The organism is Coprococcus sp. AM100_B19A (assembly GCF_027662015.1).
Taxonomy (GTDB): Bacteria; Bacillota; Clostridia; order Lachnospirales; family Lachnospiraceae; genus Allocoprococcus; species Allocoprococcus comes.
In genome coordinates this window covers 54672-71595 of record NZ_JAQDKN010000001.1, presented here as the reverse complement: position 1 = coordinate 71595, position 16924 = coordinate 54672, and the positions used below count along the sequence as shown (strand labels likewise).

Genomic DNA, 16924 nt, shown 5'->3' with positions numbered 1-16924 from the left:
GGCAAAAATCATGAAGAAAATTACATCAGCTTATGCAAACAAGATGTTGAGAAGCCTTGAGGAAGATAAAGCATTCTGGGTAAACAAGGAGGCAGCATCCAGTACCTATGTGGCAGCGGTCAATGAGGAGCCGGTCATTCCGGAATATGATTATATGACCATTGCAAATACAATTGACGAGATCGACAGGAAGATTGTTACTATCAAACATACATTGAACCTGACAAATGCCACCGCAAAAGTGCAGGTTGGCAATCAGGAGATGAGCATTGACAGCATTCTGATCCGAATGGCGCAGCTTAACAAAAGAAAAGCTGTTCTTGACGATATGCGCAAGCGGCTTCCGAAAATGCGTGTGTATAGTAATTCCTTCAGTTCATCCGGATCGGTACCGGAATATAAATATATCAACTATGATCTGGAAGTAATCCGTCAGGAATACGACCGTATTTCCAATACAATTATGGAAATGCAGATTGCACTGGATCGTTACAATCAGACAGTATTGTTTGATGTGGATATCTAAGTAGGAATTTCCGTACAGGGTATATCTTCAACAAAGCTTATAGACGGTTGGTTATGGTTCAATGTCATCGTTTATTGGTTATTTGTTATCAGGTTATGTGTTCTTGTTCATAGAAACATTTTTGGAAAAGTATACAATTTAAATTTTTAAATCCCCCTGTAAAAAACCTGTGTCAGTTCACAGTGTAGAGGTACGGTTTCAAGCACGCAACAGCTGTGGAAGCAATTCCGCAGCTGTTTTTATACTAAAAAAAATTGCAACCAAGAGAGTTTTAAATCAAAATGTATCCGCAGAAAAAGAGATGTCATTCAATATTAAAAAGTTACCAAAAACAAGAAACTATTTTTGTGAATTTAGTTGCTTGTTTTTTTGTGCGCAAAGATGCTACAATCAAGGAAACTATTACAAGAGAAATAGTTTCCAAAAGGAGATGATCTTGTGCCGAATCAAAATTTAAAAGGAGATATTCTCGAAGCAACCATCCAGGCATTTCAAAAAAAGGGATTAAAATTTACAATGGATGATCTTGCATCTCTTCTGGGAATCAGCAAAAAAACAATCTATACTGTTTTTCCTGACAAAAATTCGTTGGTTCTGGAGATGGTTGATTATTGTTTTTCCTCGATCAAAGAAAGTGAACAAAAAGTTCTTCAAGATCTGAGTCTGGATACGGTTGGTAAAATCAGAGCAATTCTTGGTGTGTTACCGGAAGGGTATCGGGAGCTTGATCTCAGACAGCTTTATCAGCTAAAGGAGAGGTATCCCGAAGTTTATGAAAAAGTAAAATCCCGTCTGGAAACCGGGTGGGAGAGTACGATTTCATTACTGGAACAGGGCATCTCAGAAGGGAAAATTCGAAATATCAAGATTCCAATTTTAAAAACCATGATGGAAGCCACATTAGAACAGTTTTTTCAGAGAGACGTGCTGGTCCAGAATGGAATTTCTTACCATGAGGCATTAGATGAAGTCGTATCCATTCTGATCGATGGCATTACAATCTGACAAGGGGGAATTTATTATGGGAGAAGTACAGAAACTAAAAGGAAAAGAAAAGTTTGCCTACGGAATCGGGGCTGTAGGGAAAGATATGGTCTATATGCTGTCAGCGTCCTATGTCCTTTATTATTACCAGGACATCATGGGTGTCAGTGCTGTGGCAATGGGGGTGATCCTGTTTATCGCCCGAATTTTTGATGCATTTAATGATCCGATCATGGGAATCATCGTAGCAAAGACGAAAACCAGATGGGGCAAGTTCCGACCGTGGCTCTTTATCGGTACACTGACAAATGCCATTGTTTTGTATCTGATGTTTGCTGCACCGCCCTCTCTTTCAGGCAGAGGACTGGTTGCTTATGCGGCTGTAACCTACATACTCTGGGGCGTAACTTATACGATGATGGACATTCCATACTGGTCTATGATTCCTGCTTTTACCGAAAGTGGAAAAGAGCGCGAAAATCTTTCTGCAATGGCACGTTCCTGTGCCGGCGTTGGTTCTGCCATCGTCACGATCATTACTGTGCTTTCTGTATCCACGCTTGGCAAACTGGCAGGCGGGGAAGGTGCATCGGAAATTGAACGGCTTGGATATCGCTATTTTGCACTGATCATTGCGGTTTTGTTTTTCATTTTTATCACGATTACCTGCCTTTCTATTAAAGAAAAATCTTCGGTAAATATGGAAACAGCAACGGTAAAAGAAATGTTCCGGGCACTGTTTCGCAATGGCCAGGCAATGACCATGGTTGTGGCAATTGTTATGATCAATACCGCATTATATATTACATCGAATCTGGTCATTTACTTTTTCAAATATGATTTCAGTCCGGAAGCATGGCAGAGCAATTATACGCTTTTTAATACCTTTGGCGGTGCATTCCAGATTCTTGCGATGATGATTTTGTTTCCGCTGTTCCGGAAATTTATGAATACGATAAATCTTTTTTATGTCAGCTTTTCTATGGCATTTGCAGGATATCTGCTCCTTCTTGTGATTGCATTCTCCGAAAGTACCAGTGTCTATCTGCTTCTGGTTCCGGCATTCCTTATTATGTCAGCGATGGGTATGCTGAATGTCATTGTGACGATTTTTCTTGCAAATACGGTAGATTACGGGGAATTGAAAAATAACCGGCGTGACGAATCGGTAATTTTTTCGATGCAGACCTTTGTGGTAAAGCTTGCATCTGGCGTGGCTGCACTTGCGGCTTCGATCGTTATTCAGATTTTCCAGATCAAGAAGGATGAAACGGCAGAAGTACTGACGGCAATCGCACCGGCTTCCAGGCTGGGACTTCGGATGTGTATGACGATCATTCCGATTCTTGTATTGCTGATCGGATTACTTGTGTTCCGAAAACATTACATATTAACAGATGAAAAGACAGAAGAAATATCCAGAACACTGGAAGAACGGAAGAGAGCATAATATTTATATCTATAATTTTATAACGAAATTTTAGTGGGACAGTTTGCGGACTGAAGATCCAAAGAAACTCTGTGCACCATGGGAATTCGTAAAATTCCTGATTTCTCCGGAATCACAGGCATACTGGAATGCACAGACAGGATATTTCCCGGTTACCACAAAAGCACACGATGAACAGACATTCAAAGATAATATCGCGCAGTATCCTCAGTTCCAGACAGCAATCGATCAGCTCCATGATTCTTCACCGGAATATTGCGGTGCGCTTTTAAGTGTATTCCCGGAAGCAAGAGCAACTGTTGAGTCTGAAATCGAAAGTATGCTGAATGGAAAAGAAGATGTCGACACAGCAGTACAGAAAATGTCAGATTCGATCAACAAAGCGATCACTGACTACAATACTGTAAATAATTAAAAAGAATCGAGGCAGTAAACAATGAGCAAAACAAAAATATTTGCACACAGAGGTGCAAGCGGATATGCACCGGAAAATACGTTGGAAGCATTTGCACTGGCAATCACACAGGGTGCTGACGGAATCGAGCTTGACGTACAGCTTACAAAGGATGGAATCCCGGTTGTGATCCATGATGAAACCATCGACAGAGTTACAGAAAAAAAAGGATGGGTCAAGGATTATACCTTAAAAGAGTTAAAAGAGCTTACAGTACTGAAAAACAAATTCCCGGAGTATTCCGCAGCAAAGATCCCAACCCTGGAAGAAGTACTGGATGCGGTAAAAGCATCCGGTATCCAGGTCAATATTGAGCTGAAAACAGGAATTTACTGGTATCCTGAAATCGAGCAGAAGGTTGCGGATCTTGTAAAAAAAGCAGGAATGGAAGAGCGGGTGATTTATTCTTCCTTTAACCATTACAGCATCCAGCAGATGAAGAAAATTGTGCCGGAAGCAGAAACCGCTTATCTGTACAGTGATGTGATCCTGAATGTTGCAGAGTATGCGAAGAATACAAAAGTAGACGGACTGCATCCGGCAGTATATCATGTAAAAATGGCAGATTTCCTGAAAGAATATCTGGGCAGCAATCTGAATGTCCGTGTCTGGACAGTCAATGAAAAAGCGGATATGAAATGGCTGATCGATGCAGGAGTAACTGCAATTATCACCAATTATCCAGACATGGCAGTGCAGATCAAAAAACGTGATGTCATTCGTTGATGAGTTGCATGAAGCATGGAGCAAAAGTATTTCTTAAATAAAAGAAAATATGTTTACTAAAACAGGGTATGTATGGCAAATGAAGCTGTACATACCCTGTCTGTATATTCAGGTCAATTCTTGATTGCCTCTGTTTTAACTGTAAAAAACACTTGCGCAATCGAACATATGTTTGTATAATGGAAATATGAATACAGAAATGACAAATGAACATTATACAATACAGGAAAAATTACATATTCTTGCTGATGCTGCAAAGTATGATGTCGCATGTACATCAAGCGGCTCAAGTCGCCGGGGACAGAAAGGAGAACTCGGTAATGCCGTTTCATGTGGAATTTGTCACAGCTTTGCGGCAGACGGAAGATGTATTTCTTTACTTAAGATCTTAATGACCAATCATTGTGTCTACGATTGCAAATACTGCATTAACCGTGCGAGCAATGATGTAAAAAGAGCTACATTTACTCCGGAAGAGATCTGTAATCTTACAGTCGAATTTTATAAACGGAATTATATAGAAGGACTTTTCCTAAGTTCCGGTATTTTGAAAAATCCAACCTATACGATGGAAAAGATATGCGAGACATTGTTACTTCTCCGCACCAAATATCATTTTAATGGATACATTCATGTGAAGACGATTCCGGGGGCTTCGGATGAATTACTTGCAGCTGCCGGTTATCTGGCAGACCGTGTCAGCGTGAATCTGGAACTGCCAACTTCTGAGGGACTTCGTAAGCTGGCACCGAACAAGACTATGCAGACAATCCTAAGTCCGATGGGAAAGGTGCAGAATACCATTGCCGCACATCGCATGGCAATCGGAAAATCATCATATATGGAAAGAAGTCGTGGAAATCAGTTCCTGCATAACGGAATTTTTTCTGATACTTCCAAACAACAGTTCCAAAGGAAACTGGATAGCAGGGCAGCGCTGCAAAAAGCAGCAGATGTATCCTCAATTACTGCACAGTCAAATCCTGCTCTATTGGATTCTTCCTTCACCTGGAATCAGGCATATCAACTTGCACCACATGATATGTACAGATTAAAACGCAGCTTTGCACCGGCAGGACAAAGCACCCAGATGATCATCGGAGCGACAGGTGAAAGCGATTATACCTTATTACAGACCACGCAGCAGCTTTATCAGGGATTTGATCTGAAACGTGTTTTTTATTCGGCATATATCCCGCTGAATGAAGATCCTGTTCTGCCTGAGATTGGAACTCCACCGCCGCTTTTGCGTGAACACAGGCTTTATCAGGCAGACTGGCTGATCCGGTTTTACGGATTTCAGGCAGATGAACTTTTAACCATAGAGAAACCGAATTTTAACGAACTTCTGGATCCGAAGTGTGATTGGGCATTACGCCATCTGGAATTATTTCCCGTTGAAGTAGAAACGGCAAGCTATGCAGAACTCCTCCGCGTACCCGGAGTCGGACCGAAATCAGCCAGCCGTATTGTAAATGCACGAAGATATGGCAGAATGGATTTCACAAGTCTGAAGAAAATGGGAGTTGTGCTGAAAAGAGCGCACTATTTCATCACCTGTGGCGGAAAACAGATGTATCACACACCACTTGAAGAGACTTATATCACAAGACAACTGGTCAGCGTAGACCGGAAGGAATCCTGGGAAATGGCTCATGCAAATGAAGGCTTCTCACAGATGACACTTGCTGATTTTGGAATTGGATAGTTACATCATTAGGGCAGAAAATACTTATAGCAATATGAGAAAGCAGGAAATTTATGAAGATATATACTTGTAAGGATCGGTTGGAAGACATCATGACCTGTATCTATGATGCATGGGCAGATGCTTTGCTAATCGGTCATGATCAGATAAGATTGAAAAAAGAACCGATTTTCCAGGCGACACTGCTGGATGAATATATCCATGTAGACGGAGACTGTTCAAAGGCAGAAAAAGTCACCCGGTCTATCCGCAGAGATATTTCTTCCAGAGCATATCTGTATGTGTATTACGCATCCCTTTCAGCAGAAGAAGACGCACTGCAGGCAATCTATAATTTTCTGCGGGTTGGATTTGCCATGGGAGCAGATGTACTTGAACATTATACGAACCCACATGTGATGCGGATTATGGAATTATATCGTAATGTTGGAAATGAAAGCCATCATTTCCGTGAATTCGCCCGGTTTCAAAGTCTCGACGGGCGTGTGTATGTCAGCCATCTGGAACCCAAAAGTGATGTGATCATGCTGGTTGGAAGACATTTCGCAGACCGTATGCCGTCGGAATATTGGATGATCGTTGACGATAACCGGAAGACCGTCTGTGTCCATCCAAAAGACGGAGAAAATTATCTTCGTTATCTGACGGACGGAGAGTTTGAGGCGCTTCGGAAAACAGAAGAGTACGAAGATGAATACACTGGGATGTGGAAGACATTTTTCCATACGATCGGGATCAAAGAGCGGAAGAATTATGTCTGTCAGAGGAATCTTTTTCCGATCTGGAAGAGAAAGCATGCTGTGGAATTTAAAGAATAATCGCAGGAATTAAAAAGCAGCAAAGAATAACTCTGGTTAAAAATCATGAGCAGGAAACAGTGATGTCAATGCTGCGTGGACTTCAGAAGTAGAAGAACAGTTCGAGGATATGTATCGGCTGTTCTTTTTTGCTTTTAAGCGTAAAAACGGTAATTTTTTTCTTGTACATAGTCGAGCATTAGAGTATAATAAACTCAGTTTTTTTCATATGTTTAAAAGCTATAATAAGAAAAACGGCAAAACAGATGAAAGTCTGCGACGCAAAGCTATAGGGCCTGTAAAATGGTAGCCAGTTGCCACGTTAAAGATGCATTGTCTGCAATGACAATGCTCTTTTTCGGTTTGGTTGTCCTGGTGAATATAGGCATTCGTGCAGATAGCAGTCAAAGGGATTTGACAAGGTTAAGAGCTGAATTAAACGCAGTAACGTATGCAGATCATATGAAGGCTGATATCGTGAGAGGAATTGATATTACAAATTTGGCAAAACCTCTGGATATTGAAAAGATGAAAAATACTATCAAAGATATTTGTCCCTAATATAGGGAGAAAGTAAATGAATAGCATAGTTATTGAAATGAATATTATTTAAGATTCGGGATAAATGGTAAAATGAAGACAAGCAAGAAAAATAAAAATATAATAGGTATTATACAGAGTTTCCTTATATTGATATTAGTGGTTCTTATTATTTTTATGATGATTCAGATTAGCAGGCTGCAGGGGACAGCACGCGTAATAAATTATGCAGGTCTGGTACGTGGAGCTACACAGCGCGAAGTAAAATTAGAAATTACAGGAAACCAAAATGATGAATTAATTAAATATTTGGATGACATTCTTCTTGGATTGAGATATCAGGATGGACATTATAATCTGGTAAAACTCAATGACGAAGAATATCAGGGGAAATTGAAAATCCAGAGTGATTACTGGGATAAATTGAAAACAGAAATTGAAGCAGTAAGAAACAAAGGATACGAAAATACAGACATTGTTAATATGAGTGAAATATATTTTACGATGGCAGATGAAACTGTCTCTGCCGCAGAAAGCTATTCAGAAAAGATCGCTATAAAGATTCGTACTATAGAGCTTTTGTCGGCACTTGATATGTTGATTCTGGTGATATTGGTTATTATGCAGACTCTAAAGGCAATGCAGATGGCAATGCAAAACAGATTGCTGGAACAGAAAGCATTCGTAGATGCCCCTACTGGGCTGCCAAATAAAAATGCCTGTAATGAGCTTCTTAATAAAAAAGATATAATTACAGGTTCTACAGCATGCATAATGTTTGATTTAAATAATCTAAAAACTGTAAATGATACAATGGGACATTCCGCAGGAGATAAGTTAATAATGAATTTCTCAAAGTTTTTGCGAAGTGTTATTCCAGAAAAGGATTTTGTTGGAAGATATGGCGGAGATGAGTTTATAGCAGTCATTTATCATACAAATGAGACGGAAATTAAGGAAATATTAAAAGGTTTGTACAGAGAAAAAGATAGATTAAATAGTTATGAAAATCAAATACCAATCGACTATGCATGCGGATGGGCATTATCCTCCGATAATATGTCGTGTACAATGCAGATGTTATTGGATGATGCAGATTCTAATATGTATAAAGATAAACAGTTATGCAAGAAATATAATTAGCATTCTTAAGGAAAGTGATTAAAAAACTATCGATAGGGAGTGCCTTTTTTAATTTATAGGATTTCTAAAGACCACAAGAATAAAGGAAATAGAAAATATGAACAAAAGACAAAAAATACTGATTGCCGATGATGCAAAGTTTAACAGGGATATATTGAAAGAATTTCTTGGAGAAACCTATGATTATCTGGAAGCTGAAAATGGAAATCAGGTAATCCAGATGATAGGAGAAAATATTGGAATTGATCTGATGCTTTTAGATATCAATATGCCACAGATGAATGGTTTTGAAGTCTTGGAAATAATGAAAAGAAGCCAGTGTATTGATGAAATTCCAGTTATTATGATCTCTGCTGAAGAATCTGTTGATGTTATGCGTAAAGCATATGAAATGGGGATTACGGATTATATTACACGACCTTTTGATTCTGTTATTGTAAAGAAAAGAGTCCAGAATACCCTAGAACTTTATGCGAACCAAAAGCGTCTGATCAATGTGGTTGTTGATCAGGTTTATGAAAAAGAAGAAAACAATGATATTATGCTCAGGATTCTGAGCAATGTATTAGGGTCCCGCAACAGTGAGAGCAGCGAACATATTTTACATATCCGTACTGCGACGAAAATGATGCTGAGACAACTGTTAAAAACAACGGATGCTTATCATCTGACGGAGACCGATATTGCTATAATCACAACCGCTTCTTCGCTTCATGATATTGGTAAAATACGCATTCCGGAAGAAATACTGAATAAACCCGGAAGACTGACCGATGAAGAATTTAAAATTATGAAAACTCATAGTGAGATTGGAGCATCCATGATCTGGGATATGCATTTTTTACAAGATCATCCACTGGTACATACCGCATGGGAAATCTGCAGATGGCATCATGAAAGATGGGATGGAAAGGGTTACCCGGATGGTCTGAAAGGTGAAGAAATACCAATTTCTGCACAGGTGGTGTCTATTGTGGATGTTTATGATGCTCTTACCAGTGAACGATGTTATAAGAAAGCATTTGAGCATGATACCGCAATCAAGATGATTCTGGACGGGCAATGCGGGCAGTTCAATCCGGTTCTTCTTAAGTGCCTGAAAGAACTAAGCCTTCAGTTTTCCAAGATGTATACGAATGAAACGAATGATAATAAACAGTATTATGAAGCACAGAGGCTCTCTGACGAAATACTAAAAGAAAAGTCTTTACCCCGTAAAAATTATTCGCAGCATGTCATTAAGCTCATGCAGGAAAAGATAGAGTTTTTTAAAATGGACAGTGGCAAAATTTCCATTGAGTATAATGCAATTTCAGGTCGGCTGATTATAATTAACGGAAACCGGCAGATACTGTGTCAGAGAGATGATCCGAAGTTTGATATATTCAAACTGTTCGAAGTAAGCAGTGAAGATATTCAACATATCAGAGCGTTACTGGACCAAACATCAATACAGAATACAGAAATCTCATTGCAGTTAATGGCAAAGGTGGAAAATAAAAGGCAGATGTATGATCTGAAACTGCATACCTTATGGTCTTCTTTAAAGAAAGATGGATATATAGGAATTGTCGGATATCTCTCTTGATTGGTGATATTATTTTTGGATATATCGAAATAAGAAAAAGGATAATGTAATTACTCTGTTAGTAAATTGACACAAGTTGGCTGTAGAGTATAATTATAGTAAAAGTACAGCAGAAGCTGTCGCAAAGATATTTATAAAAATGTTGCGGGGGTATTGAACATTAATGAATGTAAAATTAAAATCTGGAAGCAAGCAAGCGACTGTAGCCTGGAGGGTGGGAGAAAGATGAAGAAGTGCAAATTAGTACAGAATATAATGAATTTCAAATTTTGTTACATTATATTTTGCACAATTATATGTTTTATTGTTTTATCCGTTCCTATATTTGCCAAAGAAAACTCTGACAATGTTATCCGGGTAGGATCTTTTGAGGAAACTTATAATGTAGTCAATGAAAAGGGAGAAAGAAGCGGATATGGTTATGAGTATCTTCAAGATATTGCAGGTTATGCAGGTTGGACATATAAATACATAACAAGTGATTGGAAAAACTGCTTTACACAGTTGGAAAATGGAGAGATTGACATTCTTGGTGGTATTTCCTATACAGACGAACGTGCTGAAAAAATGCTTTTTTCCGATATGCCTATGGGGGAAGAGAAATATTACATCTATACGGATGCATCCAATATGGATCTTACAGCAGGAAATTTGGATTCTTTTGAGGGAAAAAATATTGGTGTGTTTAAAGATAATATAACGGAGGATGTGCTTAACGAATGGGAGTTAAAGTATGGTCTGCATACGCAGCATGTCAATGTTTCTAATACCGCAGAAGTTATGGACAAACTGTCGAAACATGAAATTGACTGCTTCGTTTCGGTAGAAGAACCCCGTTGGGAAGAATCGGAGATTTCGCCGATTACAAGTATTGGAGAGACAGAAATCTATTTCGCTATAAATCCAGATCGTCCGGATATCAAAGAAGCACTGGATAGTGCTATGCGCAGAATCAAGGATGACAACCCATTTTACACAGATGATCTCTACAGGCGTTATCTTTCTGCACAGAGCAGCTCCTTTCTTTCAAAAGAAGAAAGGGAATGGATCGGGCAGCATGGTGCAATCCGGATAGGGTATCTGAATCAGGATGGAGGTATCAGCAGTGTAGATCCATCAACAGGTAAACTGACAGGTGTTATTACAGATTATGTGGACCTTGCAGAAAATTGTCTGCAAGGTCAGACTCTGGAATTTGAATTAAATGGATATGAGACAAGAAGTGAACTGCTTCAGGCATTGCAGGATGGAAAAATAGACCTGATTTTTCATGCAAACCAGAATCCATACTTTGCAGAAACAAATGGATTTGCTTTGTCGGATACGCTGTTGACTCTCAATATGGCAGCAATTACGGCAAAGGATTCTTTTGATGAAAATAAAGAGAATACAGTTGCCGTTGAAAAAGATGATTTTGCATTGAAAGCATATCTTTCATACAATTATCCGCAATGGAAGGTTGTGGAATATGAAACATCAGATGCAGCAGTAAAAGCAATGCAGAAAGGGGAGACGGATTGTATTGTAAGCAATTCAGGTACTGTTTCAGACTATTTGAAAAATAATAAACTTCATAGTGTTTTCCTGACAAAAGAAGCTGATGTTCCATTTGCTATTCAGCAGGGAGAACCGGTTCTTTTGTCCATTCTGAATAAAACACTGACATCTATGCCTACAACTCAATTTTCAGGTGCAGTAGTTTCGTATAATGCTTCCTCACGAAAAGTTACAGCGAAGGAGTTTATTCAGGACAATTTACTGACAGTTTCACTTATCGCTGGAATTTCTTTTTTCGTTGTTCTGTGTATAATTCTTGATTCTTTGAAAAAATCAAAACGTGCGGAAGAAAAATCCAAGAAGTCTGCTGAGCAGGCATTGAAGCTGAATCAGGAGCTTGAAGAAAAACGGCAGGAATTACAAAATGCACTTGTAGAAGCACAGAGTGCCAATAAGGCTAAGACTTCCTTTTTAAATAACATGTCTCATGACATCAGGACACCGATCAATGGCATTATGGGCATGCTTACAATTCTTGAAAAAAGCGGAAATGATGGTGAGCGGGCAAAAGATTGCCTGAATAAAATAAATGAGTCTTCGAAACTGCTATTATCATTGGTAAATGATGTTTTGGATATGGCAAAGTTAGAATCGGATACCGTGGTTTTTAGTGATGAATCCATCAATCTGGATCAGGTATGTCAGGAAATCACGGAGTCACTATCTTTTCAGGCAGAAGAAAAAGGACTTCATGTTATAGGAGAACATGATGATTACAGTGGTATATATGTTTGGAGCAATGCAGTTCATCTGAAAAAAGTATTGATGAATCTGTTTACAAACAGTATGAAGTACAATAAGGTGAATGGTTCTATTTACATGAGTATGAGAACGATTGAAAGATCAGAAGATCACATGACATGTGAATTTAAAATAAAAGATAATGGAATTGGAATGTCAGAAGAATTTATAAAAAATGAATTGTTTACTCCATTTGTACAGGCAGATAATTCCCCACGTTCTGATTATAATGGGACAGGTCTGGGAATGCCTATTGTGAAACAACTTGTAGAAAAGATGGGCGGAACCATAACAGTTGAAAGTAAGCTGGGTGAAGGGAGCTGTTTTAGTGTAATACTTCCATTTGAAATTGATACGAATGCACGACCGGAAGAAAAAGAAGATTTCAATGCAGATCTATCAGGTGTCCGGATATTATTGGCTGAAGATAATGAGCTGAATGCGGAAATAGCAGAATTTATGCTGATGGAAAATGGGGCTGAAGTAGAAACAGTGAAAAATGGGTTAGAAGCTGTTCAGCACTTTGAAGCCTGCGAATCAGGAACATACGATGTTATTTTAATGGATGTCATGATGCCGGTGATGGATGGGCTTACTGCCACAAAAACAATAAGATCCCTGGAACGGCAGGATGCAAAAACAATCTCTATCATTGCTATGACTGCAAATGCGTTTAGGGAAGATGCAGAAAAGTGTATGGAAGCAGGAATGAATGCACATTTGTCAAAACCGATTGTGATTGAGGAAGTTATAAAAACGATTTTAAGGTATGTTCATAATGATTAGCAGGGTTCATGAATTAGTGGAATACAATTGACAGGAGGGCTAAAAGATGACAATGCAGGCTGGCATACGCAAAATACACAGATTTTCTATCCAACATTATTGACGTGTAAAAATTTTTATGGTAGTTTAATTTTTAAAAAAAGAGATTATTTTAAAGGCAAACCTGTTGAAAGGCAGGAGCGCAAAGCCAGAGGGGACTAAAGTCAGAAAGCTTGACCATGTCAGCCGGTTGCCACTGTTTCCATATCATCATAATATATGGAAAAGATGTTTGAACAGAAGAGATTCCGATACCTTTTATACTATATAGATGTGTCATTTTAGAGAAATATAGTAGGGACACTGGCAGATTTTGGCAAGTGTCCTTTTTGCATGCAAAAATGGGTAACAAAACTGGCAGGGACAGGTTTTCTGTATACAGATAAAAGCAAGATGAAGAAGGCATAAGACGGAGAAAGGATTTTTATAAAATGAAAAATTATGAAGACAAAATATATTCCTTAGGTGAGACTGTAACGGGGCAGACACAGGTCATGTCACAGGTCGTACAGAAAACACTGGAAAATAATGGCGGGGTAGGTATAATGACAGGATCTTATGACCAAAACCTGTCTATTTTGTCTGTGAATAATCTGCTGTTGCATAGTACGGGATATACATTCGATACTTTCATGGAACAGACAAAAGGCTCATTGAGAAATTTCTTTTATGACGAGGAAGATAGACTGGAGCGAGACCGTTTTTTGCAGCTTCACGGAACAGGAGAAGCACAGATCCTTGCAGCAGACGGTACAGTGAAAAATGTACGGCTTTGTAAAGAGGATGCGACAGATGAGGCGGGCAGACAGATCTGGGTTATGTCCGTACAGGTCAACTGGGATCATGTAAATTTGACACTGCTCAATGAGGCTATCTGTTCCGGCTTCTGGTATTTTGACTGTGACGAAAACAGTGAGATTGTGAATGTAAACTGGAGTCATGAATTCCGAAAAATGCTTGGCTATCATGACACTCTGGACTTTCCGAATAAACTGGAATCCTGGTCAGATCTTCTGCATCCACAGGATAAAGAAAGAGTAATGGTGCAGCTTCAGGCGGCAATTAAGGATAAGACGAACCAGATAAAATACCAGGTAGAGTATCGTATGAGAATGAAGGATAATCAATACCAGTGGTTTCGGGCATCGGCAGAAGTAATACGCCGTCTGGATGGTTCTGCCAGCAGGATTGCCGGGATTTTTATTAACATTGATGGGGAGAAAAAAGAAATCATGCAGGCACAAAAATCTGCTGCTTTCCACCGGGCTTTTACGAAAGCAGATTTGTGCGAGTATTATGTGAATCTGGAAACGAATACTTTTGATACCTTTAAAGTTGAACCGTCCCTGATGACCGTCTTTGAACAGAGTCATACGTGGGATGAATTGATCCGGCATTTTGTGGATTCCTATGTTGTGGAGACAGATAAGAAGGCGGTATCCTCTTTTTACGACCGTGGTTATATTGCAGAAAGGCTGAAGGGTCTGGAAACCGAATTGGCTTTAGAGTGCCGTATCACTCTGAATGGAAAAGAACGATGGGTCCGCAATGTGGTCATACGTGGCGAGATCGAGGATTCAGAATATGCCATGATCTTTCTGCGTGATATCACAGAGGCAAAGGTAGAGAGCGCACGGCATCTGCAGATGGCAGCGGATAATGCTTCCATGGAGCAGCTGATTCAGAGTATTGTGCGTCTGGTTGACCGCTTTGTTGTCTGTGATCTGGAAAATGACAGATATGAATTCTACAATCTGAATGGACAGATGATATATAAACCTCTGGGATTTTATCATGATTTTCAGATGCAGGTTCTTGAAAAATATAAGACACTGGAACCATTGGAAGCTATAGATATCCTGATAACCCCGGATAATATTCGGAAAAAACTGAAAAGTGAAAATGATATTTATAAGTTTGAGTATTGCAGCCTGGATGAAAAGACTTATAAAATCGCTTCTTATATTCCCTTGGAATGGAAGAATGGAAAGCTGGAAAAGGTATTGCTGGCATCCATGGATGTGACACAGGAAAAGAAAGCAGAGATTGAATCCCGTCAGGCACTGAAAGAAGCTTACCGGTCCGCAGAAAATGCAAATCGTGCGAAAACGGAATTCCTTTCCAATATGTCCCATGATATCCGGACACCAATGAATGCGATTGTAGGTCTGACGGCAATCGCAGGAGCAAATATTGAGAGCCAGGACAGAGTCATTGAATGCCTCAGCAAGATCACAGAATCAAGCCGCCATCTGCTGGGGCTGATCAATGAAGTATTGGATATGGCACGTATTGAAAGTGGAAAAATGACACTGGCACAGGAAGATTTCAATCTGTCAGAGCTGGTAGATAATCTTATTACACTTACGAAACCGGTGCTTGATGAACATAAACATAATTTTGATATACACATCAATCATATTGAACATGAGGCTGTCTGTGGTGACAGCTTGAGGATTCAGCAGGTATTTGTGAATCTGATGAGTAATGCGATCAAGTATACACCGGATGGTGGAAATATTACTTTTTCGATAGAGGAAAAACCCAATGGATTTTCAGAACTTGGATGCTATGAATTTACGATTGAGGATAATGGAATCGGTATGTCACCGGAATTCCAGAAAATCATGTTTGATCCTTTCAGCCGTGCAGATGACCAACGGACAACCAGAGTTCAGGGAACCGGTCTTGGAATGGCAATCAGCAGAAATATTGTGAACCTGATGAATGGCACTATTAAAGTGGACAGTACCTTACATAAGGGAACTAAAATCACAGTAACAATTTATCTGGAGCTTCAGGAACAAGAAAAAGAACAGGACAAAAATCTGATGAATCTGCCGGTTCTGGTAGTGGATGATGATAAGACATGCTGTGAAAGTACAGTTGCCACACTGAAGGAAATCGGTATTATGGGTGAATGGGTTCTCTCTGGCAGGGAAGCCGTTGAGTGCTGTTATGCACGGCATGAGTTGAAAGATGATTACTTTGCTGTTATTTTAGACTGGAAGATGCCGGAGATGGATGGTATAGAGACTGCCAGACAGATCCGGAAACGGATCGGGAAAGAGATTACCATCATTGTACTGACATCCTATGAATTCAGCGAAATTGAAGAAGAAGCAAAGGCTGCAGGTGTAGATGCTTTTATTGCAAAACCGCTGTTCCGTTCCCGGCTGACGGCTACACTGCGGCAGTTTACTTCAGGCAGAAAAGAAAATACAGCGAGAAATTATCTGGAGAAACTGTCAGAAGCAGATTATACAGGAAAAAAGATTCTGCTGGTTGAGGATAATGAGTTGAACAGAGAAATTGCTGGTGAAATTCTGCAGATGACAGGTGCAAAAGTGGAAACGGCAGAAAATGGAAAAATCGCAGTTGAGAAAGTGGAAGCTTCTCCGAAAGGCTTGTATGATCTTGTTTTTATGGATATCCAAATGCCTGTCATGAATGGTTATGAGGCAACTGCAGCAATCAGGAGCCTTCCGGGTGAAAAGGGAAAACTGCCTATTGTTGCCATGACTGCCAATGCTTTTGCAGAAGATGTACAGCTGGCCAAAAATACAGGCATGAATGGACATATCGCGAAACCGCTGGATATGAATAAGCTGAATGATGTTCTGGAAAACTGGCTGTAATTGACTTCCTGGATACATGGGAAAAGCAGCTAGGAAACATAGAGAGGGTTTTGTGATACAATGTTGCATCTGAATACCGCTCGCTGATCCGTCCATTTCTGGATGTCTCTAGACTTTCAGCAAGATAGAAGGCGGTAGAATGCATTTCCACAGAATACCGTATGTGTGATGGCAGTTGGCACAGGATGCTTTTTACTGTAAAAAAAAGGGATGAGTCTGGAAATGTAACCCATGTTTGCAAAATGCG

General features: G+C 39.6%; 11 protein-coding genes, 1 pseudogene and 2 riboswitches. All 12 genes and pseudogenes read left to right on the top strand.

Going from position 1 to position 16924, the window contains the following annotated elements:
• Window positions 1-10: 10 nt before the first annotated feature.
• The 12 genes and pseudogenes from PGQ33_RS00305 to PGQ33_RS00250 all read left to right on the top strand — a co-directional run bounded on the left by PGQ33_RS00305 (window position 11) and on the right by PGQ33_RS00250 (window position 16677).
• Window positions 11-526 (top strand): hypothetical protein, encoded by a 516-nt coding sequence (locus PGQ33_RS00305; RefSeq protein ID WP_055157119.1) that lies wholly within the window; start codon window positions 11-13, stop codon window positions 524-526.
• 438 nt (window positions 527-964) lie between these two features.
• Entirely contained in the window at window positions 965-1531 is a 567-nt protein-coding gene (locus PGQ33_RS00300; RefSeq protein WP_270205023.1) for a TetR/AcrR family transcriptional regulator, read from the top strand.
• 16 nt (window positions 1532-1547) lie between these two features.
• Window positions 1548-2960, top strand: coding sequence for a glycoside-pentoside-hexuronide (GPH):cation symporter (locus PGQ33_RS00295; protein WP_270205022.1), 1413 nt, complete (start codon window positions 1548-1550; stop codon window positions 2958-2960).
• A 40-nt stretch (window positions 2961-3000) separates the two neighbouring features.
• A pseudogene (locus PGQ33_RS00290) lies at window positions 3001-3375 on the top strand (extracellular solute-binding protein); the annotation flags it as partial.
• Between the two features lie 21 nt (window positions 3376-3396).
• The gene (locus PGQ33_RS00285; protein WP_178293770.1) at window positions 3397-4140 is read left to right on the top strand and encodes a glycerophosphodiester phosphodiesterase; all 744 of its coding nucleotides are present in this window, start codon (window positions 3397-3399) and stop codon (window positions 4138-4140) included.
• Window positions 4141-4327: 187 nt separating this feature from the next.
• A complete protein-coding gene (locus tag PGQ33_RS00280; RefSeq protein WP_270205021.1) occupies window positions 4328-5848 on the top strand; it encodes a putative DNA modification/repair radical SAM protein in 1521 nt (506 codons plus the stop codon).
• A gap of 53 nt (window positions 5849-5901) precedes the next feature.
• The gene (locus PGQ33_RS00275) at window positions 5902-6666 is read left to right on the top strand and encodes a TIGR03915 family putative DNA repair protein (protein WP_270205020.1); all 765 of its coding nucleotides are present in this window, start codon (window positions 5902-5904) and stop codon (window positions 6664-6666) included.
• A gap of 225 nt (window positions 6667-6891) precedes the next feature.
• A riboswitch (cyclic di-GMP riboswitch) is annotated at window positions 6892-6967 on the top strand.
• A gap of 20 nt (window positions 6968-6987) precedes the next feature.
• Window positions 6988-7206 carry a hypothetical protein gene (locus PGQ33_RS00270; RefSeq protein WP_270205019.1) on the top strand — a complete coding sequence of 73 codons (219 nt, stop codon included), beginning with the start codon at window positions 6988-6990 and terminating at the stop codon, window positions 7204-7206.
• A gap of 72 nt (window positions 7207-7278) precedes the next feature.
• Complete coding sequence (locus PGQ33_RS00265) at window positions 7279-8328, top strand: GGDEF domain-containing protein (protein WP_270205018.1); 1050 nt, start codon at window positions 7279-7281, stop codon at window positions 8326-8328.
• Between the two features lie 97 nt (window positions 8329-8425).
• Window positions 8426-9916 carry an HD domain-containing phosphohydrolase gene (locus PGQ33_RS00260; RefSeq protein ID WP_270205017.1) on the top strand — a complete coding sequence of 497 codons (1491 nt, stop codon included), beginning with the start codon at window positions 8426-8428 and terminating at the stop codon, window positions 9914-9916.
• Between the two features lie 225 nt (window positions 9917-10141).
• Complete coding sequence (locus PGQ33_RS00255) at window positions 10142-13000, top strand: ATP-binding protein (RefSeq protein ID WP_270205016.1); 2859 nt, start codon at window positions 10142-10144, stop codon at window positions 12998-13000.
• A 146-nt stretch (window positions 13001-13146) separates the two neighbouring features.
• Window positions 13147-13237: riboswitch (cyclic di-GMP riboswitch) on the top strand.
• A gap of 233 nt (window positions 13238-13470) precedes the next feature.
• The gene (locus PGQ33_RS00250) at window positions 13471-16677 is read left to right on the top strand and encodes a hybrid sensor histidine kinase/response regulator (RefSeq protein ID WP_270205015.1); all 3207 of its coding nucleotides are present in this window, start codon (window positions 13471-13473) and stop codon (window positions 16675-16677) included.
• Window positions 16678-16924 lie beyond the last annotated feature (247 nt).

Bases quoted from the DNA above. Each gene is read 5' to 3' on its own strand.
- PGQ33_RS00250 (WP_270205015.1), top strand. From the start codon at position 13,471: ATGAAAAATTATGAAGACAAAATATATTCCTTAGGTGAGACTGTAACG.
- PGQ33_RS00285 (WP_178293770.1), top strand. From the start codon at position 3,397: ATGAGCAAAACAAAAATATTTGCACACAGAGGTGCAAGCGGATATGCA.
- PGQ33_RS00280 (WP_270205021.1), top strand. From the start codon at position 4,328: ATGAATACAGAAATGACAAATGAACATTATACAATACAGGAAAAATTA.
- PGQ33_RS00270 (WP_270205019.1), top strand. From the start codon at position 6,988: ATGACAATGCTCTTTTTCGGTTTGGTTGTCCTGGTGAATATAGGCATT.
- PGQ33_RS00275 (WP_270205020.1), top strand. From the start codon at position 5,902: ATGAAGATATATACTTGTAAGGATCGGTTGGAAGACATCATGACCTGT.
- PGQ33_RS00295 (WP_270205022.1), top strand. From the start codon at position 1,548: ATGGGAGAAGTACAGAAACTAAAAGGAAAAGAAAAGTTTGCCTACGGA.
- PGQ33_RS00260 (WP_270205017.1), top strand. From the start codon at position 8,426: ATGAACAAAAGACAAAAAATACTGATTGCCGATGATGCAAAGTTTAAC.
- PGQ33_RS00305 (WP_055157119.1), top strand. From the start codon at position 11: ATGAAGAAAATTACATCAGCTTATGCAAACAAGATGTTGAGAAGCCTT.
- PGQ33_RS00255 (WP_270205016.1), top strand. From the start codon at position 10,142: ATGAAGAAGTGCAAATTAGTACAGAATATAATGAATTTCAAATTTTGT.
- PGQ33_RS00265 (WP_270205018.1), top strand. From the start codon at position 7,279: ATGAAGACAAGCAAGAAAAATAAAAATATAATAGGTATTATACAGAGT.